This window comes from Marivirga tractuosa (genome assembly GCF_042140215.1).
Classification (GTDB): domain Bacteria; phylum Bacteroidota; class Bacteroidia; order Cytophagales; family Cyclobacteriaceae; genus Marivirga; species Marivirga tractuosa_A.
Genome location: NZ_CP159478.1, coordinates 1,819,445 through 1,843,091, shown reverse-complemented (window position 1 = coordinate 1,843,091; position 23,647 = coordinate 1,819,445). Strand labels below are relative to the sequence as shown.

Genomic DNA, 23,647 nt, shown 5'->3' with positions numbered 1-23,647 from the left:
TCATCGACTAACGAATCAAAAGTAAGGATTAAATTCTATATTCCGAAAATTATATTAGACAAAACTTCACACTTCATTTCAGTTTCTTCCCATTCTTTTTCTGCTTTTGAATCTTCAGTAATTCCAGCACCTGCATAAAAAGTAACGGATTGATTATTGATTTGACAACACCTAAGGTTTACAAACAAATGACTTAAACCATCTAAATGGACTGGGCCAAGGAAACCACTAAAATAGTCTCGATTATGTTTTTCTTCATTAGTCAAGAAATTTAAGGCAGGCTCTTTCGGCATGCCACAAACTGCAGAAGTGGGGTGTAATAACTTCAGCATAACGGAACCCAATTCTGGAAAATTAACAGTTTTAGTATGGACTTTGAAAGTAGTTTTTAAATGTAAAAGTTTGCCTGCTTGAATAGTTTTAGGACCGATTTCATCAAATTCCCTCAACCTTATTTTCTTGAAGCAATTGATTATATAACGAGAAACATAAGCTTGCTCTTCAATTTCTTTCTGTGTCCAGGTAGTTTCGGCTATGCTTTTTTCTGACTTTGCTTGAGTTCCTGCCAAAGCCATCGTTTTAAAATACTCGCCCTTTTTATCTTCAATTAAAGTTTCTGGACTTGCGCCAAACCATAAACCTGTTTTTGCTGAGTAAGTTAAATTGACAAATGCGTTTGGATACTTTTCGCAAGCATTAACAAAAGCCTGACCCAAATTGATGTCATTATTGCTTTCAATATTTTTGATTTTGGAAGGAACTACCTTATAAAATTTTTCTCTTTTTATGAGTTGAATTCCTTTCTCCACCATATCGATATAATCGGAAGCTAAAGTCGATTGATTATTTGAACCCTTTTCCAATAAATTGAAATCAAATTGGGAGTTTGAATTTTCAATTTTCTTCTCGATTTCTTCTTTGGGAGATTTCTGCCATTCTAAAGAATCTGGCTCATCTTTTGAATTATTTTCTCCGTTTAAATTGATTTTAGCTATTATCTCCGAATCAAAATGCACAATTTTATCAATACCAGTTTGAAAAGGATGGAGTAAAAACCCAGAAGATAAGTCTTCCAAATTAAGTTCCGCTATAGACTTCCCTCCTGATAAATCACATAAAATCTGCAATTTTGAGTCATTTGGTAGTCTATAAACAGCAATTGCAGCATTTCGCTGTTGTGCAAATGCCAAAAACTTATTGAGATGTGTCTCAGCTGTAAGCTGAATATGTTCTATTTCTTGAGTTGCTTTTTCCAAAATTATTTTTTCACTACTGCCATTGTAATACGACTTACACATATCAATTGTTCACGCTCGTTCTTAATTTCTATGTGCCAAACTTGAGTGGTCCTTCCAATATGAACAGGAGTTGTTTTCCCATAAACCCATCCTTCCTTAATACCACGTATATGATTAGCATTTATATCTAATCCAACACAATAAAATTTTTCAGGATCGACCATGAGCATAGCCGCTACACTTCCTAAAGTTTCAGCTAAAACTACTGAGGCTCCACCATGCAGTAAGCCATAAGGTTGATGAGTTCTTTTATCAACTGGCATTTTAGCAACAAGATAATTGTCACCAATATTGGTGAAACTCATACCTAAAACCTCAGAAATGGTATTTTTGCCCAATTTATTGAGTTCTTCTACGCTTGGTTTTTGAAGAAATTTCCTATCCATAGTAATTGCACTGATTCTGTTTTGTAATTTCGAGCCGAAAATTACGGATTCACTTTCAATTTTGAACATTATTTATTGAAATTGATTGATTTTAGAAAATTGATATGGTAAAAGATATATACATAGTTCGCCACGGTCAGACGGATTACAATCTTAGAGGAATAGTACAGGGTAGTGGAGTGGATGCTTCATTAAATGATACAGGAAGAAAACAAGCCGAGGAGTTTTTTAAAGCATATGGCGATTTTCCTTTTGATAAATTATATATCTCAACTTTGAAAAGAACACATGAGTCAGTAAAAAATTTTATTGATAAGGGGTTGGTTTATGAAAAACTTTCAGGATTGAATGAAATCAGTTGGGGAACCCGAGAAGGTCAGCCCTTCACGCCTGAAGAAAATAAATATTACTATTCCATGCTTGAAAGATGGAAACAAGGCGAAACTTCCTTGCCCGTTGAAGGTGGAGAGTCTCCTGATCAGGTAGCCATGCGTCAGTTTGATACCATGAAATACATCATGAGCAAAGAGGATGAACAAAAAGTCTTGATTTGTATGCATGGTAGGGCGATGCGGATTTTATTGGCTCAGCTATTCAATTATCCGCTTTATGATATGGATATATTTGAGCATTCGAATTTAGCTTTATACCACATTAGGGCAACAAAGAATATGTATCAGTTGGTGAAATATAATGATAAGGGGCATTTGAGTGGGGTTAAGTAAAGAAATTATTGGGTTCAGGTTTTACAGATATTATAAAAAAGAGTAGGGATTAAACTTCCATTTTGTACTTTTTCTCTCTTTCTTTTTGCATGAACAAAAAGAAACAAAAATTCTAGAAAGTTTAATGTCAGCCAGAGGCTGACCAGCCTCTGGCTGGCTTCCACGCGCGATGCCAACGCTGGCCCGCTAAACTTTCATCCCTCCCGCTTTTCCGAGTTCCTCGGAAGTGGACGAGTTAGATCTTTTGCCACTACCTAGTATAAGTCGTATGGTTTTTCCTTGAAGTGAAATAACTTAAAAAAGTAAACTTGTCCTCCAGCACGCACGGAACAACTTAAATCAAAATTTACAAAACTGTTAATTTGAAGCAAACTAAAATATTAACAAGCCCCCAATAAAAATCAAACTACCTAAGATCAAAGCAAATAGACTGTAAGGCAAAATATCCTTGGCTTTCAGTTGCGTGATCCCTAATAATGGCAAAGCCCAAAATGGCTGCAACATATTAGTGATTTGGTCTCCATAAGACAATGCCATCACAATTTTCGGAATGGGGATGTTTAAAGCTTGTGCTGCTTCTACCACTATTGGCAGCTTGAACTGCCCATTGTCCGCCACCTGATGGGACGAAAAAATTCACTAAACCCGCACTGAAAAAAGTTAAAATTGGAAATGAAGTGGCAGTAGAAATGGAAACAAAAAAATCAGAAATTAGAATCACCAAACCTGAATATTTCATAATACCCATTATTCCAGAATATAGAGGAAATTGAATAACGATTCCGCTCACTCCCTGAATACCAGAATTTACAGCTGACATAAATTTTGCCAGACTTCCATGAAGTAAAATCCCCAAAGTAAGGAATAAGAAATTGACAAAATTCAAATCCATAAAAGCCTGATTAGATTGCCATTTATCAATTGCAAATAGGATTGCACTTAAAAGCATGACTCCACCTAAAGCATAAGCTATCCAAGCTTTATTTTCACTGTCATTTGATTGGCTTTCCTCAACCTTTTCTTCTTTTTGAGTAAGTATTGATTGATAATCAGAGTTTGACTTAAAATATTTTCCTAATAGGTAGAACAAACTTGGGACAGCAATCAGAAGCACAATACTTATGACAATATTCATACTAGATAATAGCGTTTCAGAAATGCTGATTACACCCATTTTATCCAATAAAAAATGCTTCGCTTCTGCTACCTTCAAGGGTGCAGAAGCTGATAATCCACCATGCCAAACCATCATTCCTGAATAACCCGCAGCACCTAATATTCCATAGTTGAAGGATTTATTTTGAGCAGTGAAATTCTCTCCAATCCTTCTACTGAGAATGGCACCAAAAACCAGACATAGCCCCCAGTTTAGAAAACTCATGATAATGGTGAAAAAACTAATTAAAAATCCTGCTTGAGCAGTATTATTTGGAATAGAGGCTATTTTATTTATGATTCTGGAAAAAAATGGAGTTAAAGCTAGTGTATGACCCAAAAGCAGGATGAGTACCATTTGCATGGTAAAAGCCAATAGTTCCCAAAAACCAGTTTGCCAATATCCTAAAATGCTTTGGGATTGCTCAAATATATTTCCGTCCTGACCAGTAAAAAGTAAAGCCAAGAAAAATGTAATAGCACTTAAAAGTAAAGCAATCACAAATGGAGACGGGAGAAATCTTTCTACTAGTTTAATGTATTGCCTTGAGAATGACATTTTTTAATTACAAATTATGGATTACCAATTAAGTATTATCTTGGCTCACAAAGTACAAAAGAAAATTTTTGAATTTCATACTTCAAGAATTTTTGTTGCTGTTTCCGGTCTGATCTTCGGTACTGACTTAATCACCTCTTCTTGAGTATTAAGGCTTACATCCATCACTCCTTCATCCCACATCCATCTATAAACTTGAGAGAATCAAGCTTAAGAATCAGGATATTTATACTATTTTAATTGGGACAAAAACTCCAAGGTATCCACCCCATCTGCATAATCCCAAAGTTCGGGCTTTTGAGCTTTTCCAGGCTCAATTTCAGCACCTTTTTTCACCACACACTGAATTTGCTCTTCTTGCTTTGCCAATTTATCTTCTAGCTCTCTTTCATTTTTATAAAATTCATAAAATAGTACAGATATAGGAGACACTAATCCTTCATCCTCTTTCATCAGGAAAAAGCCAGAATCTAAATGAGGCTCGTCATTTACTAAGTAGATAGATTTATTGTAATCGTAATTATTTACCCATTTATGATGATCTGCCACCCATTTAAAGCCTTCTAAAGCCTTAATGAAGGGAGAAAGATCAAATCCTTCTGGTACTAAAAGTTTGCTTACATTTCGGCATCCTAAACCGTAATATTGAAATATATCTTTACCCAAAGCTTGGATTTCCTCTTCAGTTTCCTTTCCTGTTAAAACGGCTACTGAGCTTCTGTTTTTTCGTATAATGTTAGGGTATTTGCCAAAATATTGCTCAAAATATCTCGCAGAATTATTACTACCTGTTGCTATCACGGCATCAAAACCACCAATAGTCTCTTGAGTCAGTTCAATCTTATTTTCAAATTCTGGATTGATAGCCACTAACTTTGCGACAATTTCTTTCAATAGATATGGATCCTGAGAACTTAATTTGGCCATAACACTATGTCCTGAAATCAATACGGATAAGAAATCGTGAAAACCAACAAGTGGAATATTTCCCGCCATGATAACTGCTATCTTTTTAGAACTTTCTTCAGCTAAATCATATTTTTCTATCCATTGCTCTAGTTTTTCAGTCTCTAACATCCCACCTAAAGCCTTAACTGCATGCACTACATTTTCACGAGTAAACCAATTATTATGCGCTGTGGCACGAAAATACCATTCATCCAATTCGGATTCACTCATATTTCGTAATTGTTCTCCTAAAGTTTTAAAGGCTTCTATTCGCGCTGATAAATTCATGGATATCTAAAGATTTGAATATCGAAATGCGAAATTACATGAATTTATGCAGGATTGAAATAATAATTAAGAAGTTATAAAGAAGGAAATTAGAAGAAATGTAATTGCTAAACATTTGGTCAATATCACAGGCCTCATGTCAAAATAACTATGATTTAAAACTGATATTCATTCATGATTATTTATACCGCAAACTTATATCAGTCAAATGATTCATGCTGCTAATAAAATGGTCATAACCCTCCTCTTTACTAGTTTGGTTGATTTGCAAGAGGTGGTCTGGTTGGCAGAGTAGCATTAAGAGTTTTAAATCCTCAACAGATAATTTATCATGATATTGATTGACTAAGGCTGAAATTTGCTTCAATAAAGCTTTTTGCAGTGGATTGTTGGTGTAATCTGGAATTTTATGTTCCCAGGATGGTGAACTTAAAGGTAAGCTCACTGCATAAACGGAATGTTCTTCTTCATTACCTATTAAAAACAGTTCCTGTATCTGCTTTTTATTTGAAATATCCTTTTCAATAAAATCAGAAGTATAAGCACTGCCATATCCATTCACCAAGCTAATTTGAAAATTATCCGGTCCATCACCATTCGAAAGTAAAATATTAAATGGTTGTGCAGTATTCGATTTATAAACCTGACCTGAATGTTTGCCAGCCAAATGCCATGGATTTGCTGTGGCAATAATGCCCTGATAACCTAAAGATTTTACAATTTCTGCTACTTGGTCATCATACAAACAAGCAGTATTGATGAACATTCCAGGTTTCTTATCAAAATAATCTTTCAAGCCATCCAAATACAATTCTGCTTCCTTTTTGAAAAGAATTGGAGAACATAAATAGCTGAAAGAATGATAAGCACAGGAACCCACCAATTGAATTTTCCCTGCATTCACCTGCTTTTTGATTTCTAGTAGGAGATTAGTATCTGCCTCATTTAAGAAATTTAAAAATGGTAAACTGAAATAAACCAAAGGAGCTTTATTTTCCTCTGCCATTTTCAAAACCGTTTTCAATTTAGGCAGAATGGTGTTGGGGAAATCATTAATGAAATCTTTCTTACTTTTAGCTTCATCGATAGCCAAAAGTTTTTTTTCAATATCTAAAAAAGATAATTTATTCACCTCTAGAGGGTGATTAAAATGTATGATTTGATAATTATCCATTTTTGAATTCTTGCTTTAAAGCTGAAAAAATATCTTCTGAAACCGTCTCCCAATTTCTTTTCTTAACAGATTCTGCATTCTGCTTTGCGATTTTTGATGATTGCTTTTTGTTCGTCAATATTTCCCGAATAGCCGTAACATAGCTATCAATATCGCTTTTTGCTACTTTAGGAACATCTTTTAGAACTTCGGCTACACCACAATTTTTTGATAAAACTATAGGTAATTCAAGGCAGGATGCTTCCAAAGCAGATAAACCAAATGGTTCTGATAAAGAGGGCATTACCATTACTTGAGATGCTTTCATAATGGCGAAAACATCTTCTTGAGGAAGATGACCCGTAAAATGAATTTTATCTAGTATAGCTTTCTCAGTGGAGGAGGCAATCATTTCTTCCATTAATTCACCTTGTCCTGTAACCACAAAACGAAGATTTTTTTCTTTCTTCAATAATGCATCTGCAATATCAATAAAAGTACTAGCTCCTTTTTGAAGACTCAATCTTCCGCAGAATAAAACAATATCTTCATCAAAGGGTGCTTTATAATCGGATGCTTGCAGTTCATCAATTCCATGGTAAATCACTTTGATTTTGGAGGTTTTAATACCGTACTCTTTAACCATAATCTTTTTATGGTATTCACTAACAGCAATCACCAAATCAGCTATTTGCATTCCTTCTTTTTCTAATTCAAATAGCCATGAATTGCTCTTTTTACCACTTCGGTCATAATCCAAAGCATGAATGTGCAATACAAATGGTTTTCCGGTCAATTCTTTCAATCTTTTAGAGGCCGGAATGGCAGTCCAATCATGTGCATAAATAATATCGAAATCTAAATTTCGACTTTTCAATACAATTTTCTGGCTGAAATCTTCCAGAGCCTCTTGTACCGAAATCTCTATGTTTTCATTATAATGTTGCTCTATTTCAACACTTGAAGAATAGAGATAAGGATTCAGCTCACTTTTGACTGATAGGTGAACCAAATCAGCATTTAGTTGCTTTTTGTTGGTTAATTTTTGTCGGTTTAGCGTTTCGGTTCTGCTGCTTTCCACTTCCTGATCAGCCAATTCTTCTGCACTCTCTACTGAAAATAACTTTAAGTGCACATTTTTAGCTAAATGCTGAGCAATATGGTAGCAAGCAATTCCTAATCCACTGTTTTGCGGGTTCGGATTCCCGGGACCTATCATTAATACCTCCATGAGCAATTATTTTTAAGGTTTATTGTTTTATGATCTCTAAGGAGTCAAAATTTCTATCGACTATTATTTTAGAATCATTGTTTGCGCTGACAGTATTTCCATCAACAATTATTTTTTCAACATTACCAAATCCATGCAAATGAATTTCAAAGCCTTTTGAACCTGATTCATATTCCGATTCCATTTTATGCTGAATGATGGTAGTGTTGTCTACGGATTTCTGAGTAAAAGTGTGCAATGTACTGATGCCCATATCAAAATCTTTAGTTAGACCATCATCTTCATACAATTGACTTTCAGTTTCATTAGTAGTTTTATAAACATGTAGCTTGATGTTTTCGGGTACAAATTCATCCACATACTGCATTTTATCTTGCATTGGAATGATTGCACCAACCTTTACAAACATTGGGATTTGATCCAGTGGCGTGGCTACTTGTATTTCTCTTTTTCCTGAAATCAATTCATCCGTCCAGAAATTATACCATTCGCCTTCTGGCAAATACATCATTCTCTCCTTCACTTTAGGTGAAGAAACTGGACAAATTAATAAATGCTGACCCAATAGAAATTCTTCTTCTCTTTCTAGGGTTTCAGTATCCTCTTGATAGGCCATTGAGATGGATCTTAACATCGGTTTGGCATATTCCGCATATTGCCAGAAAGTAGTATAGAGATAAGGCATGATTTCATATCTCAATTCAATAAATCTTCTAACAATATTTAAATATTTATCCTCAAACTGCCAAGGTTCCTTATTTCCATGATCCCCCGATGAATGCGTTCTGAAAAAAGGATGAAAAGTAGCCATTTGAATCCAGCGAGTATATAATTCTCCATCAGGGGCGCCAATAAATCCACCTACATCAGAACCAGCGAATGAAACTCCCGAAGCACTTAACCTTTGACATTGCACATTGGCAATTTTCAAATGCTCCCAGGATGCAAGGTTGTCACCTGTCCAAACAGAACTGAAACGTTGAATTCCTGCGTAAGCTGAACGAGTGATAGTGAAGCTCCTGTTATTTCCTGCAAATTGCTCTAAACCTTCATAAGTTGCCCTTGCCATTTGCATTCCATATACATTATGCCCTTTTCTATGGCTACAAGGATGTCCGTCATAATCATGCCTCACATCTCTTGGGAAAGTACCTTCTTCAAAAACTGCTGGCTCGTTCATGTCATTCCAAACTCCGGCAACACCATCTTGTGAAAGTCCGCCAAATAAACCAGACCACCATTTTCTGGCAGCAGGATTAGTGAAATCAGGAAAATGACAATGCTGGGCCATACACTTCCTTTAAATCTTGCGCCATCCATTCTTTGGCAGAAATAATCATGATGGACTCCTTGCTGGTAAACTGTATATAGCGGATCGATTTTAATTCCTGGATCAATGATGACAATGGTTTTAAAGCCTTCTTTTCTCAGATCATCAATCATCTGCTTAGGGTTCGGAAATCTATCATTATTCCATGTAAAACAGCGATAGCCGTCCATATAATCAATATCTAGATGGATAACATCACATGGAATTTTTTTATCGCGAAAAGATTTAGCTAATTCTCGAACGGTGCTCTCGGGATAGTAACTCCATTTACTTTGATGATAACCTAAAGCCCATTTTGGTGGCAAAGGAGATTTCCCTGTGAGTTCTGTATAATCTGCTACCACATTTTCTAATTTTGGACCATAGATAAAGTAGTAGCGCATTTCACCTCCCTGTGCCCAAAAACTCAGGGCTTCTTTTCTTTCGTGTCCAAAATCAAAAAAGGTTCTGAATGAATTGTCTAAGAAAACACCATAGCCTTCTCCATCATTTAATCCCATAAAAAATGGAATGTTTTTATAGACAGGATCAGTCTCATTACCATATCCATAGCAATCCGTTCCCCATAATTCCCTACGGGTTCCGTTCAGATTAAGTCTGCCTGTTTTATCTCCGAGTCCGTAGTATTTATTGGTTTTGGAAGATTTTAGCGTTGAAATCACCACATGTCCTCCAAATCGTTTTTCATCTTTCCAGTGATAACCTTTTTCATCCTCAATTAAAACCTTTCCGTTTTGATCCAGGATTTTTAGGGTAGCATCAGCTTTCTTTATGAAGCATTGCAATAAATCTGTTTCTATCAGGATTGAATCTTGCAGATTTTCAAATTGATAATTGGAATTTCCCAATTCGAATTCAGGATCTATCGCATAGGAAAAATCTTCCTCAAAATAGCCATCATTTGCATATCTAAATTTTAGGATTTTCTCATTGATAATACTTAATTCCAAAGTAGAATGCTGAGCATAGATCTTGATTTTACCTTTCTTTTGTTTCCAGCTTATAATGCCGCCTGGATAAAATTCCTCTTCCTTCTGCTCTTGAAATTTTTCTATATAATTACCCTCGAAATCCTTTTCAGATTCTTGGGTGTTGTCTTTATTTTCTTCCATTTTAACGTATTAATATTTAGCGATTTATCGCTACTCTTATTACAAAATTAACTACTTATTGTAGTTAATACACTAAGTATTTCTTTATTTTTTTTAAATTAAGGTTTAATGAGTGAAACCTCTTTTTATTTATGGAAAATGCAGTATTTTTTCGTGCAATCCATCATAAATACAGATTAATCTCATAAATTAAATAATCTATTCAAATTATTGAGAAACGCACTAATATGGACGAAAATAATACGATTGATAATGAAAAGCATATTTTAACTGAAATTGCTTGGGAAGTTTGTAATCAGGTAGGTGGCATATATACCGTAATTCGTTCTAAAGTCCCTACTATGGTTAAGAAATGGGATAAAAACTATTTTCTAATCGGCCCTATGCTCCCAAAGAAGCCGCTACAGATTTTGAAGAGGCGGAATTCGGGCATAAAGTTATAGATGAGACTTTGAAGATTTGTAGAGAAAAAGGTTTGAACATTAAATCTGGATATTGGTTGGTTTCGGGAAGACCCCAAACGCTTTTATTCGACCATAAATCAGCTTTTCAGCAATTAGGCGATATAAAATATTATTATTGGCAAAATCATGGAATAGATTTTAAGAATCATGACCCTTTGATGGATGAGGTTTTGGCTTTTGGCTATATGGTGCATATTTTCCTTTCTGAAATGACTAGGGTAGCCATAGACAAGAAAATTAAACCCTTAGCGCATTTCCATGAATGGATGGCTGGTTCTGCCATTCCAAATTTAAGAAGGGATCAAGTGCCTTTGCAAACGGTTTTCACTACTCATGCCACACTCTTAGGTAGATATTTAGCAATGAACGACCCGCAATTTTACGACCATCTTCCTTTTATGGATTGGCATAAGGAAGCGGTTCATTTTAATGTGGAAGCCAATGTGAAATTAGAAAGAGCCTGTGTTCATGGTGCCCATGTTTTTACAACAGTAAGTGAAGTAACTGGAAAAGAATGTTTCCATTTATTAGGAAGAAGTCCAGATAAGATTTTGCCTAACGGTTTAAACATCGAGCGGTTTTCTGTGTTACATGAAGTACAGAATTTGCATCATAAGTATAAGCAACTACTGGAAAACTTTATCATGGGGCACTTTTTTCGGAGCTACTCTTTTGACTTGAATAAAACCCTTTATTTTTTTACATCGGGAAGGTTCGAGTACTCCAACAAAGGCTATGATTTAACCCTAGAGGCTTTAGCTCGCTTAAATCACCGTCTAAAAGAAGCAGGCTCACCATTAACAGTAGTAATGTTTTTTATTACTCGACAACCAGTACAATCTATTAATCCAGATGTTTTAAATGCCAGAGCGATGCTGGATAAAATCAATACCAATTCTAATGCAATAGTGGAGCAAATTAAAAATAAATTGTACAGACAAGCAGCATCAAGCAAAGGAGATCATAAGTTGCCCAACTTAAATGAAATGGTTGATGATTATTGGAGATTAAGACACAGAAGGACTATACAAGCCTGGAAGTCAGGGGGCTTACCTCCTGTCGTAACTCATAATTTGGTAGACGATGCAAATGATTCTATTTTAAATTTCTTGAGAACAGCCAACCTTGTTAATAACGAATCCGATAAAGTTAAAGTAGTCTATCATCCCGATTTCATTTCTTCCACCAATCCTTTGTTTGGAATGGAATATGATGATTTCGTAAGGGCTTGCCATTTGGGGGTTTTTCCTAGTTACTATGAGCCTTGGGGCTACACTCCTTTGGAATCTTTAGCTAGGGGAGTTGCTTCGGTAACTTCAGATTTATCAGGATTTGGTGATTATATGAAGAACGTAAGCATAGGTGATGAAAAACACGGCATGTTTGTAGTGAAAAGAGCCAATAAAAGCTTTGATGAAGCAGCTGAAGAATTGACCAATGTGTTATGGGAATTTACTCAAATTACGAGCAGAGAACGGATAGATATGCGAAATAAATCTGAAGATTTGTCAGAAGTTTTTGACTGGAAGAATTTATATAAAGCCTACGAAAACAGTTATAAAATGGCTTTAGAAACTTATTTTTAAACCTAACAACCCGAAATTATGGACGATAAATTAAAAGAAGATATCAAAAAAGCTGGAAAATCTGTGGAGTTGGTAGAGGAGCAATTAGAAAGATTTAAAAAAGGATTTCCTTATTTGGCTATTGACCGACCAGCCACAAAAGGTGATGGCTTAATTCAATTATCTGAAGAAAGCATAGATAATTTTATTGCTTTTTATGAAAAGCAGTCAGTGGACTACAATATGATTAAGTTCGTTCCTGCAAGTGGTGCGGCAAGCCGTATGTTCAAAAGATTATATGCTTTTTTGGAGGAAGATGAATCACAAGCTGAAAAAGATGATTTTTTAAAAACCTTTTTTGATGATATTCACAAATTTGCTTTTTCTCAAGCTTTAGATAAAAAAATACAAGAAACAGGAACCAGTCTAGATGAAGCTTTGAAGCAAAAACAATATCATGCCATAGTAAAAGCATTATTATTAGAAGAAGGATTGAATTATGGCAACTTACCAAAAGGCCTATTAGATTTTCATGATTATAAATCAGGTATAAAGACACCTGTTGGAGAACATTTTACAGAAGGTGAAAATTATGCAAGAGGTACCGAAGGAAAGGTAAGATTGCACTTTACAGTTTCTCCAGAGCACCAAAAACTATTTGAAGAGCATGCTGAAAAAGTAAGGAAAGGCTTTAATGATTTTGAAATTACTTTTTCTCAACAAAAACCGGAAACCGACACTATTGCGGTAAATCCTGATAATACTCCATTTTATAATGATGATGGAAGTCTATTGTTTCGCCCAGCAGGACATGGAGCTTTAATTGAAAATTTAAATGATCTGGATCATGATATTGTCTTCATTAAAAATATAGATAATGTAGTTCCTGATCATTTGAAGTTGAAAACCATCCATTATAAAAAGGCTTTGGCAGGATTATTAATGAGTGTCCAAAGTAAATTATTTGGATATCAGAATCAATTAGAGCGTAATATCAATGAATTGGAGTTGTTAGAAATTGAGAATTTCGCCAAAAAAGATTTATTTCTGGTCTTTAAAGATGATTATGCAGATTTAGACTTTTCTGAAAAGGTAGGATACTTGCAATATTTATTGCACCGTCCGATACGGATTTGTGGTATGGTGAAAAATACTGGCGAGCCAGGAGGCGGTCCTTTTTGGGTAAGAGAAGAAGATGGCTCATTGAATTTGCAAATTGCGGAAACTTCCCAAATTGACCCAGATGATAAAAAAGCGCAAGAAGCTTTGAAAAACGCCACTCATTTTAATCCGGTTGATTTAGTATGCGGGATTAAAGATTTACACGGAAGAAAATATGATTTGATAAAATACCGAAATCCTGAAACTGGTTTTATTACAAGCAAATCAAAAGACGGAAGAGAATTAAAAGCTTTAGAACTTCCAGGATTATGGAACGGAGCCATGTCAGATTGGATTACGCTATTTGTGGAAGTTCCACTAGCCACTTTCAATCCTGTGAAAACCGTGAATGATCTTTTGAGAGAAGAGCATCAGGCAGGATGATTTATTTAAAGCATTTTAAGAAAGCCTTTCAAATCTATTTTGAAAGGCTTTTTTCTTTAAGACATACCTTCCGAAGCTAGCCAAGCCGTAGTCCAGGCAGCTTGAAAGTTAAAACCTCCTGTTACGCCATCAATATCCAAAACCTCCCCAGCGAAAAAGAGTCCAGGGCATTTTCGGCTTTCCATCGTTTGCATATTCACATCACCTAATTTTACACCACCAGCGGTGACAAATTCCTCTTTAAAAGTAGTTTTGCCAGAGGCTTCATATAAATCTGCTATCAAATGGTTGACTAGCTTATTGAATTTCTTTCCTGAGAAATTATTCCAGCGCAATTCTTCATCTATTTTGCTTTTAGTCAACAAATATTCCCATAATCTTTTCGGAAGTTGAAATGGATTGCTATTGAAAAGCATCTTTTTAGGGTTCTCAGCTTGAAAGTCAGTTAATGTTAGGCGAGCTTCCTCTTCATTGGAAGTTTTTAGCCAATTTACCAATACAGAATATTCGTAATTCTTTTCATGCAAAATTCTGGCTCCCCAAGCAGAAAGCTTAAGTACTGCAGGACCGGCTCAATCCCCAATGTGTAATCAATAATGGCCCTTGATGGGAGAGCTTAGTGCCTGCTATTTTCACTTCTACGTCTTGAACAGCAACACCCAATAAATTTGTAAGGCTTGATTTTGGAAGGTTGAAAGTAAATAAAGAAGGGACAGGTTCCGAAATACTGTGTTCTAAATCCATTAACCACTGAAATCCTTCTATTTTATTATGTCCACCAGTAGCAATTAAAATCTTATCACATTCAATTTTTTCAGCACCTTTTATATCCAATAAAAAACCGTTGTCAGTTTTCTCAATAGATTCTACAGAGACTTTTGTTCTGATTTCTACTTTGTGTTTTTTACACTCATTCAAAAGGCAGTCGATAATGGTTTGCGAATCATCCGTTATCGGAAACATTCTCCCGTCTGCTTCAGCTTTGAGCTTTACACCTCTGCTTTCAAACCAATTGACAGTATCAACTGTACCAAACTGCTCAAATGCTTTTTTAAGCTTCTTATTTCCTCTGGGATAGTTTTTGATAAGCTCTTTTGGTTCTTGGCAGACATTAGTGACATTACATCTGCCACCACCAGAAATTTTCACTTTGGAAAGAAGTTTAGAAGATTTCTCTAAAACAACCACTTCAGCATCAGGATTTTTAGTGGCAATATTAATTGCCCCAAAAATGCCAGCTGCACCAGCTCCTATGATTGTGATTCTGGCCAATTTAATCCTCTCTCATCCTCTTATACTCATTAATCAAACCATTCGTAGAAGCATCATGTCCAATTACAGGATTATCATGATCCAATTCAGGTAGGATTAGACCTGCCAATTGTTTTCCTAATTCCACTCCCCACTGATCAAAGCTGAAAATATTCCAAATAATTCCTTGAACATAAATTTTATGCTCATAAAGAGCGATTAGGCTTCCAAGACTTTTTGGCGTTATTTTCTTCATCAAGATCGAATTGGTTGGATTATCCCCTTTGAATACTTTAAAAGGTAATAATTTTTCAATTTCATCTGAACTCAAACCTTTTTGTTCTAATTCCTGACGAGCTTCCTTTTCGGTTTTTCCATTCATTAAGGCTTCCGTTTGAGCAAAGAAGTTAGCTAGTAATTTTTGATGGTGGTCGCCAATTGGATTATGCGAAACAGCAGGCGCAATGAAATCACAAGGAATCATTTTAGTGCCTTGATGAATCAGTTGATAAAATGCATGCTGCCCATTTGTGCCTGGTTCTCCCCAAACGACAGGACCAGTTTGATAAGTAACAGGCTTTCCGTTTCTGTCCACTGACTTACCATTACTTTCCATATTTCCCTGCTGGAAATAAGCAGCAAAACGGTGTAAATACTGGTCATAAGGTAAAATAGCCTCTGTTTCGGCTTTATAAAAATTATTATACCAAACCCCTATTAGTGCTAAAAGAACAGGTGCATTATCAGATAGAGGAGCTTCTTTGAAGTGAATATCCATTTCATGAGCTCCTTTCAATAGTTCTTCAAAATTATCATAGCCGATATTCAAAGCAATAGATAAACCTATAGCTGACCAAAGCGAATATCTTCCGCCTACCCAATCCCAAAATTCAAACATATTAGCTGGGTCAATTCCGAATTTTTCAACTCCAGATTTATTGGTGCTAAGGGCTGCGAAATGTTTTTTGATGGTTTCCTCAGTACCCCCATTTTGCAAAAACCATTTTCTTGCCGTATGAGCATTTGTCATGGTTTCTTGGGTGGTAAAAGTTTTGGAAGCAATTAGAAATAAAGTCGTTTCTGGATCAATCTTTTGTAGGACTTCCGCAATATGAGTAGCATCCACATTGGATACGAAATGGCTTTCAATCTCTTTTACTTTGTAGGGTTTTAAAGCTTCAGTGACCATTACAGGCCCTAAATCAGAACCACCAATTCCAATATTAACTATATGTTTGATTTTCTTGCCAGAATAGCCTTTCCATTCACCGGAATGTATTTTTTGGCTAAAATTCTCCATTTGCTTTCTTACCTTTTTCACCAATGGCATCACATCCTGACCTGATTCCATCACAGGATTATTGGAGAAATCTCGTAAAGCAGTATGTAAAACAGCACGACCTTCTGTTTGGTTAATTTTATCACCTTGAAACATGGATTCAATAGCCTCAGGCAATTCCATTTCAACTGCTAAATCTAAAAGTAAACTAAGCGTTTCTTCTGTGATTTTATTTTTAGAAAAGTCAATAAAAAGTGATTTAGTGTTCAATGTGAATTTATCAAACCTACCTTTATCCTCTTCAAAAAGAGTTTTAAGATGAATATCCTTAGTATTTTGATAATGCTCTTCTAACTTTTTCCAACTTTCAGTTTCAATAGGTGATATATATGTCATGGTCATTTAAAATCTTTACTTAAAATTCGATGCAAATTTAAAGTCTATACGTTAAAAATATAATTTTACTGTAATTTTTGTTGAGAATCTAGAATTCAAGACTGCGAACAAATACTTAATATAAGATAACCATAAAATTCACTTCCAGCCATATTTAGACTTCCAGCTTCTACCTCTGATACAAATCCATCAAATCCTTGGCAATCTTCCTGGACGAAAATTGTTCCAAATGAGTATCTACACCCTTAATCAAATGCTCATTAAAGTCATTATCATCAGCTAATTTCACCATTTGTGCGGCTAACTCTTCATGATTTTTTGGGTCTGCATAAAGGGCATGCTTCCCTCCTGCCTCTCTCATAGCTGATTGATTTCCTGTAACAACAGATGTACCCACCGATAGTGATTCCAATACAGGAATACCGAAACCTTCAAAACTAGATGGATAAACCGAAGCTACTGCTCCTTTATATAAATAAGGTAATTCAGTGAAGGGAATATTATTATAGATTCTAACATTTTGATCTAACTTAAGCTTATTAATTTCTTTCTCCACTTCCCTCTGATAATCAGTTTTCTTTCCTACTATCAATAGCAATAAATCATGTTTTACCTGATCTAAAACCATTTTAAAAGACTGAACCAGATCCTTGGCATTTTTTCTATCCTCAATTGAGCCTACATATAAAAAATAAGGTTGATGTAAACTGTACTGATCCAATAAATACAATAACCTCCTAGTCTTCAAATCTTGCTTATAAATAGGATGCACACCCTGATAGACTACACTGATTTTAGATGAATCAATATCGAAAAATTCAATGATATCATTTTTAGTTTGCTCACTAATCGCAATGATTTCATCTGCCTTTTTGCAAGCCGACTTAAATTTTTTCTTATATATATTCCTGTCAATAAATGGATAGTAATCAGGATACCGCAAGAAAATCAAATCGTGAATAGTGACAATTTTCTTGGTATTACCTTTAAGTCCAGAAGGCAACTCATTACTTAAACCATGAAAAACATCGGCTTTTTGCTTCACTGCTAGCTTTCCAATTCTTTTGGATCGCCAAGCATTTTTCATGGAGCCTGCCTTCCAAAGGCCTGAAGGCATAACTGTAATCTCCTTATTTTCCTTATGAAAAAGAGTAGCCTCTTCACGCTTAGACACCTTAGGAGTAAAAAGTGAATATTGCTCCTTGGGATAATGTTCCTTTAAAGCAGAAATTACAAAACGACTATAATTACCTAAACCCGTAAAATTGTTAAAAGCACGTTTGGCTTCAAAAGCTATATGCATATTAAAAAATTAAATCCTAAAAGTTGAAACTACTCAAAACTAAATAAATTTCCTTTGTGGTACTCATTACTTCTTTAAAAAGAAAGATAATTTGTAGTTTTGCACCTAAGCGGGGAATGAATGAATCAATATAAAATTAAGACTTTAGAAAACGGAATTAGAGTTATCCACCAGCCGGTAAGCAACTCGAAAATAGTACATTGCGGTTTTGCTTTGGACATTGGAAGCCGTGATGAAAAGCCACACCAGGTGGGAATTGCCCATTTTTGGGAACATATGGCTTTTAAAGGAACCAAAAAGCGGAAAACCTTCCACATACTTAATAGATTGGATTCCGTTGGGGGAGAATTAAATGCCTACACCACCAAAGAAAAGATATTTTTCCACGCTTCCGTATTGGAACAATATCTGGATAAAGCAATGGATTTGTTAGTAGACATCACTTTTCAATCCATTTTTCCTGAAAAGCAAATTGAAAAAGAGAGGCAAGTCATTTTAGAAGAAATGGCGATGTACAAAGATTCTCCTGAAGATGATATTCAAGATCAATTTGATGAGGTGATTTTCTCCGGACACCCACTAGGAAATAATATTTTAGGTACTGAAGAAAGCCTTAAAAGCTTTACCCGCCAGCATTTTTTGGAATTTTTGGAAGAAAATCTTGATACGGAACGCGCTGTTTTTTCGATTGTAGGCGATATATCTGAAAGAAAATTGGAGCGCTATACCAAAAAATATTTAGAGCCAATTTCCCACCATAAAAGGGAAAGAGATAGAATTCCTTTTGAGATTTATCAACCTAACACCTTGAATTTCAATAAAGAAATTTCACAATCTCAATGTGCTATTGGGACAACAGCTTATCCAATCCATCATCCGAAAAGACTAGCTTTCTTTATGCTAGTCAATATTTTGGGACGAACCAGGAATGAATAGCAGATTAAATATGGCATTGAGGGAAAAGCATGGATTTGTTTATGCCATTGATGCTGGCTACCATCCATTTACTGACACAGCCCTTTTCAGCATATTTTTCGGGACAGATCCAGGTCAGCTTCCAAAAAGTATAAAATTGGTGAAAAAGGAATTGAAAAAATTACAAGAAAAACCTTTAGGTAGTTTGCAATTGCATGTGGCAAAACAACAGCTTATGGGACAATTAGCCATGGCAGAAGAAAACAACATGAGTTATATGCTAATGATGGGTAGAAGCCTATTAGATAAAGACAAAATAGAATCCTTAGACGATCTTTTCGAGCAAATTAAGCAGGTTTCAGCTAAAGATTTGCAAGATACTGCTAATGAGATTTTTACTGATGAACGATTGAGCATCTTAACTTACAAAGCTAAAAGAAGATAATTATGGAGTTTTTAGATCCAGATTTAGATAAATATATTGAAGCCCACACAGAGCCTGAAAGTGAGTTGCTTTATAAAATCAATAGAGAAACTCATACTGAGGTTTTAAAGCCCCGTATGCTAAGTGGACATTTACAAGGCAGGGTTTTATCCATGCTTTCTCATATGATACAGCCTGAAAACATATTAGAAATAGGGACTTATACTGGATATTCTGCACTTTGCATGGCAGAGGGCTTAAAAGAAAATGGCAAGCTCATTACCATAGATGTGAATGAAGAATTGAAAGAAAGAGTGGTGGGTTATTTCCAATCTTCAGAATATTCTGATAAAATTGAAATGAAAATTGGGAAAGCTTTAGATATTATACCTAAACTCAATAAAACATGGGATATGGTGTTTATAGATGCAGATAAATCAAATTATTTGAATTACTATAAGCTTTGTATTGACCAAGTCAGAAAAGGCGGTTATATTTTGGTCGACAATGTATTATGGAGTGGAAAAGTGCTGGAGAAAAACAGAAAAAAATTAGATAAGGACACTGAAAGTATGCTTGAGTTTAACGAATTTGTGCTCAAAGATGACAGAGTTCAAAATGTATTATTCCCAATCCGTGATGGATTAATGATTTTAAGAAAAAAATGAACATAAAACTTCCTCTATTAATTACCGCTATCTTCATTCTCTCCACAAAGTTGTGGGCTCAGCAAGTTCCTTCCCGTATGGAATTTGCCAATTTGGATTTAAGACTGACACCAGGGGCTATAAAAGATATACAAACAGATGTGGATGCACTTACTCGAAGCGAAAAATACTTCCAAAAAAAGCTGGAACGAGTAGATATGTATATGCCTATTATCGAAAGAATCTTTCGAGAGGAAAGCTTACCAGAAGATTTTAAATATTTAGTGATACAAGAAAGTGCTTTGGTTTCTGATGCAGTTTCTAGCAGTAATGCTGTTGGTTTTTGGCAGTTTAAAGAAATTTCAGGTTTAGAAAATGATTTAAGAATCGACCGACAGATTGATGAAAGGATGAACATCGTGTCTTCAAGTCGTGCTGCTGCCACTTATTTAAAAGATCATAATAAGTATTTTGATAATTGGGCTTATGCCCTAATTGCCTACCAAAGAGGGCGTGGTGGAGCTGCTGATGTTATAGATGAAAGTAATTTCGGGAAAACTCAATTAAAAATCACCAACGATACTTATTGGTATTTAAAAAAATTCTTAGCACACAAAATAGCCTTTGAAAATGCTGTAGGCACTTCCAAACCACCCTATTATTTGAAAGAATTAGAAAACGTAAAAGGTACAACGCTTAAAGCTATTGCTAAAGATGAAAATGTACCACTTGAATTAATAGAGGAATATAATAAGTGGATCAGGAGAGGTAAAATTCCAGAAGATAAAAATTATACCGTTATCGTTCCATTAAGTAATCTCGATAAGATTGAGAAATTACAAAATCAACGAAAAACAACAGTTGAGAACTTACCTAGAAAGGTTGATGATGATAAACAAAACAAATTCCCATTAGTAGATAATTATCCTAGCAAATCCGATCGTTCAATCCCTCATCGAGTGGAAATAAATGGATTGGATGGGATTTATGCTCCTGAAGGCTATACTGTGAAAAAATTAGCAAAAGAAGCAGAAGTTGATGAATACAAATTCAGGAAATGGAATGACCTCAAAATTAGAGAAGAGTTACAGTCAGGAAAAATATATTACTTAAGAAGAAAGAGAAATAGGGCCAAGTTTTATTACCATACTGTATCTCAGAATGAGAATATGTGGGGTATAAGTCAAAAATACGGACTAAAGCTAAAAAAACTTTATAGAAAAAACAGGATGGAGCCCCCACAAGAGCCACAGGTTGGAAGAGTATTGTGGTTGCGCCATAATCGACCAGCTAATGTTTCTATCGAATATAGAGAAGCTACTAAAAAAGTGGAACAAACTGAACCTTTACAAAATAAAGAAAAGGTGGAGTCAGAAGAAAATAGCATTAAAAAAGAGAGGTTAGATTCTATATCTTCAAATAATCAAGATATTATAGAGAAAGATAGTGTTATGTCTTTAACTACTGAAAAAGAAGATTTAACTATTAATCAAAAGGATAGCATTGATGAAGTAGATAGTGCTCTCAACAGTAAAGATACAATGAGCACAAAAGAATCAGAGTTAATATTAAAAGAAGAAATTGTTGATTCTGATAAATTAGATGAAAACGATTTAGATGATTCAAATGAATTTAAGGAGAGTGATTTTATTGATTACTCAATTAAAAAAGGGGATACTTTTTTCTCGATAGCTAATAGATTTAATATGAAAATCTCTACATTATTGAATGCTAATGATTTAGGAATAAGAGATACTTTATCTATTGGTCAAATCATAAAGGTCAACAAAAACGGGTATTCCAACACTGCTCCTATTGAAGAAAAGCAAGAGCCAATTAATAATAAAAATTTAAAACTGAAGAAGGAAAGTATTGAACATAAGGTTACCTCAGGTGATACAATGTATGCTTTGGCTAAGAAATACAATGTAAGCTTAAAAGAAATTATGGAATGGAATGATAAGCAAGATTATAATTTAAAAGAAGGAGAATTAATTCTAATAAAACAGAAATAAATATAGTCTTTACATAAATTCTTGCTCACAATACCGTACATTTGTGACATCTATCGAAAAAATATTGCATTTCGAAAGATTTATGTTTTAATTAAAAAAAACTTTACTTATGTTTAGAAATATCTCTAAACAGGGAAAATTAATCAATAGATTACAAGGGTAAATTTACATGGTAACAGCTACAAAAACTGTTGATTTAGTGATGCTTGTCGATGATAATGATACTGATAATTTCATTAGCAAGCGGATCATAGAAATAACTGAATTCGCAAAATATGTTGAAATCAAAAATTCAGGCAAGAGTGCCTTAGAATATTTGGAAGAAAACAAGGATGATCCTGATAAACTTCCGAATATCATATTTTTGGATATTAACATGCCTATAGTTGATGGGTTTGTTTTTCTTTATGAGTTTGAAAAATTTTCTGACATTGTTAAAGACAAGTGCAAGGTTATTATTTTATCAAGTTCTGATAATAAAAGGGATATTGATAAAATCGTTAATAATGACCATGTAATCAAATTTATTACTAAACCATTGACTGAGAATGCTTTGAATGAAATACGTTCTCTAGATTTATATTAGTAGTCCATCTTATTTGAAACGTAATTTTACTCCATGAAGATAATTATTCCATTTATTACACTTCTATTATTAAGTACCGCAGTTATTGCCCAAAATGACAGTATAAAATCTGACACAACTTACTGGGACAAAGGTGCCGTATTAAACTTGAATTTTTCACAAGTTGATCTCACTAATTGGAATGGTGGTGGTCAAAGCTCTATATCCATTGGTGGTTTAACGAATTTCAATTTGAAATATGCCAAAGGAAAGGATGCTTGGGATAATAGATTAGATATGGCTTACGGGTTATTAAGACAAGGCGATGGAGATAGTCCTTTTATTAAAACTGATGATAACATCATTTTAGCATCTAGATATAGTCGTCAACTTAAAAAACGAATTTTTATATCTGGAATTCTAGATTTCAGGACTCAATTCGATGAAGGTCTGAACGAGGAAAATGAAGTTATCTCTCGATTTATGGCTCCTGGGTTTTTGTTGGCAAACATTGGTATTACTTATCGATATAAAGAAATATTTACCGCTACTTTATCCCCTATTTCCTCAAAAACAACTATAGTTACAGATGACAGCTTATCTCTTGCAGGGGCTTATGGAGTAAATCCAGGGGACACCTATAGATTTCAGGCTGGTTTAAACTTCTCTTCTTCCTTTCAAAAAGACATATGGGAAAATGTAAACTTATCTTCAAACCTCAACTTATTTTCTGATTATGAAAAAATTGGTAATGTTGATGTAAACTGGGAAACTGCACTAAATTTTAAAATAAATAAATTCCTGTCGGCTAGTTACAGTACTCAGTTAATTTATGATGATGATATTAAATCAAAAGAAATAATTGTAAACGAGGCTACAGGAGAAACTAGAAATGTTGCAGGAATACAATTTAAGAGTGTAATGAACATAGGGCTCAATATAAAAATATAACTATCAATTAACCAAACTATCAATTTGTTCAACCAGTTAAAAACCCACTTTAAGGATTATATACAATTTTTAAAAGAACCAAATCCTAATCCAAACCATCAAAAAATTACGAAAAAGAAAAAGTGGCAGACACTATTCATAT

At 34.6% G+C, this 23,647-nt stretch carries 18 protein-coding genes and 3 pseudogenes; 8 read left to right on the top strand and 13 right to left on the bottom strand.

Annotated features, from left to right (window positions below; all coding sequences use genetic code 11):
• Positions 1-35: 35 nt before the first annotated feature.
• A complete protein-coding gene (locus tag ABWH96_RS08450) occupies positions 36-1,298 on the bottom strand; it encodes a chorismate-binding protein (protein ID WP_375581022.1) in 1,263 nt (420 codons plus the stop codon).
• Entirely contained in the window at positions 1,259-1,753 is a 495-nt protein-coding gene (locus ABWH96_RS08445) for a hotdog fold thioesterase (protein WP_375581021.1), read from the bottom strand. The genes ABWH96_RS08450 and ABWH96_RS08445 overlap by 40 nt, the downstream gene beginning before the upstream one ends.
• A gap of 35 nt (positions 1,754-1,788) precedes the next feature.
• On the opposite strand from ABWH96_RS08445, the gene ABWH96_RS08440 reads away from it, so the two are divergent.
• Positions 1,789-2,409, top strand: a complete 621-nt coding sequence (locus ABWH96_RS08440; protein ID WP_375581020.1) for a histidine phosphatase family protein — start codon at positions 1,789-1,791, stop codon at positions 2,407-2,409.
• A 372-nt stretch (positions 2,410-2,781) separates the two neighbouring features.
• On the opposite strand, the gene ABWH96_RS08435 is transcribed toward ABWH96_RS08440, so the two are convergent.
• From ABWH96_RS08435 to ABWH96_RS08405, 7 genes and pseudogenes are all read right to left on the bottom strand, one after another.
• Complete coding sequence (locus ABWH96_RS08435; protein WP_375581019.1) at positions 2,782-2,946, bottom strand: TIGR00366 family protein; 165 nt, start codon at positions 2,944-2,946, stop codon at positions 2,782-2,784.
• Positions 2,915-4,123 (bottom strand): TIGR00366 family protein, encoded by a 1,209-nt coding sequence (locus ABWH96_RS08430; protein WP_375581018.1) that lies wholly within the window; start codon positions 4,121-4,123, stop codon positions 2,915-2,917. The genes ABWH96_RS08435 and ABWH96_RS08430 overlap by 32 nt, the downstream gene beginning before the upstream one ends.
• Before the next feature lie 231 nt (positions 4,124-4,354).
• Positions 4,355-5,359 carry an acyl-CoA reductase gene (locus ABWH96_RS08425; protein ID WP_375581017.1) on the bottom strand — a complete coding sequence of 335 codons (1,005 nt, stop codon included), beginning with the start codon at positions 5,357-5,359 and terminating at the stop codon, positions 4,355-4,357.
• 178 nt (positions 5,360-5,537) lie between these two features.
• The gene (locus tag ABWH96_RS08420; protein ID WP_375581016.1) at positions 5,538-6,533 is read right to left on the bottom strand and encodes a hypothetical protein; all 996 of its coding nucleotides are present in this window, start codon (positions 6,531-6,533) and stop codon (positions 5,538-5,540) included.
• Complete coding sequence (locus ABWH96_RS08415) at positions 6,526-7,743, bottom strand: glycosyltransferase family 4 protein (protein ID WP_375581015.1); 1,218 nt, start codon at positions 7,741-7,743, stop codon at positions 6,526-6,528. Before ABWH96_RS08415 ends, ABWH96_RS08420 begins: the two co-directional genes overlap by 8 nt.
• A gap of 19 nt (positions 7,744-7,762) precedes the next feature.
• Entirely contained in the window at positions 7,763-8,110 is a 348-nt protein-coding gene (locus tag ABWH96_RS08410) for a DUF5110 domain-containing protein (RefSeq protein ID WP_375581475.1), read from the bottom strand.
• 75 nt (positions 8,111-8,185) lie between these two features.
• Positions 8,186-10,185: pseudogene (locus tag ABWH96_RS08405) on the bottom strand (TIM-barrel domain-containing protein); the annotation flags it as partial.
• Between the two features lie 227 nt (positions 10,186-10,412).
• On the opposite strand from ABWH96_RS08405, the pseudogene ABWH96_RS08400 reads away from it, so the two are divergent.
• Both ABWH96_RS08400 and ABWH96_RS08395 read left to right on the top strand, forming a co-directional pair.
• Positions 10,413-12,235: pseudogene (locus tag ABWH96_RS08400) on the top strand (glycosyltransferase).
• 18 nt (positions 12,236-12,253) lie between these two features.
• Complete coding sequence (locus tag ABWH96_RS08395; protein WP_375581014.1) at positions 12,254-13,759, top strand: DUF4301 family protein; 1,506 nt, start codon at positions 12,254-12,256, stop codon at positions 13,757-13,759.
• A gap of 56 nt (positions 13,760-13,815) precedes the next feature.
• Here the strand turns inward: ABWH96_RS08395 and ABWH96_RS08390 are convergent, their stop codons facing one another.
• The 4 genes from ABWH96_RS08390 to ABWH96_RS08375 all read right to left on the bottom strand — a co-directional run bounded on the left by ABWH96_RS08390 (position 13,816) and on the right by ABWH96_RS08375 (position 17,988).
• Positions 13,816-14,286 (bottom strand): NAD(P)/FAD-dependent oxidoreductase, encoded by a 471-nt coding sequence (locus ABWH96_RS08390; protein WP_375581013.1) that lies wholly within the window; start codon positions 14,284-14,286, stop codon positions 13,816-13,818.
• 25 nt (positions 14,287-14,311) lie between these two features.
• Positions 14,312-15,031 carry an aminoacetone oxidase family FAD-binding enzyme gene (locus ABWH96_RS08385; protein WP_375581012.1) on the bottom strand — a complete coding sequence of 240 codons (720 nt, stop codon included), beginning with the start codon at positions 15,029-15,031 and terminating at the stop codon, positions 14,312-14,314.
• A 1-nt stretch (position 15,032) separates the two neighbouring features.
• On the bottom strand, positions 15,033-16,685 hold the full coding sequence (gene pgi, locus ABWH96_RS08380) for a glucose-6-phosphate isomerase (protein ID WP_375581011.1): 1,653 nt from the start codon (positions 16,683-16,685) through the stop codon (positions 15,033-15,035).
• Positions 16,686-16,854: 169 nt separating this feature from the next.
• The gene (locus ABWH96_RS08375; RefSeq protein ID WP_375581010.1) at positions 16,855-17,988 is read right to left on the bottom strand and encodes a glycosyltransferase family 4 protein; all 1,134 of its coding nucleotides are present in this window, start codon (positions 17,986-17,988) and stop codon (positions 16,855-16,857) included.
• 120 nt (positions 17,989-18,108) lie between these two features.
• Between ABWH96_RS08375 and ABWH96_RS08370 the strand changes: the two are divergent.
• The 5 genes and pseudogenes from ABWH96_RS08370 (at position 18,109) to ABWH96_RS08350 (ending at position 23,505) form a co-directional block, all read left to right on the top strand.
• Positions 18,109-19,348: pseudogene (locus ABWH96_RS08370) on the top strand (M16 family metallopeptidase).
• Between the two features lie 2 nt (positions 19,349-19,350).
• Positions 19,351-19,995, top strand: a complete 645-nt coding sequence (locus tag ABWH96_RS08365) for an O-methyltransferase (protein WP_375581009.1) — start codon at positions 19,351-19,353, stop codon at positions 19,993-19,995.
• The gene (locus tag ABWH96_RS08360; RefSeq protein ID WP_375581008.1) at positions 19,992-21,989 is read left to right on the top strand and encodes a LysM peptidoglycan-binding domain-containing protein; all 1,998 of its coding nucleotides are present in this window, start codon (positions 19,992-19,994) and stop codon (positions 21,987-21,989) included. Before ABWH96_RS08365 ends, ABWH96_RS08360 begins: the two co-directional genes overlap by 4 nt.
• Positions 21,990-22,158: 169 nt before the next feature.
• Positions 22,159-22,575: a response regulator gene (locus ABWH96_RS08355; RefSeq protein ID WP_013455680.1), complete on the top strand. Its 417-nt coding sequence runs from the start codon at positions 22,159-22,161 to the stop codon at positions 22,573-22,575.
• A 33-nt stretch (positions 22,576-22,608) separates the two neighbouring features.
• Entirely contained in the window at positions 22,609-23,505 is an 897-nt protein-coding gene (locus ABWH96_RS08350; protein WP_375581007.1) for a DUF3078 domain-containing protein, read from the top strand.
• Positions 23,506-23,647: the final 142 nt, after the last annotated feature.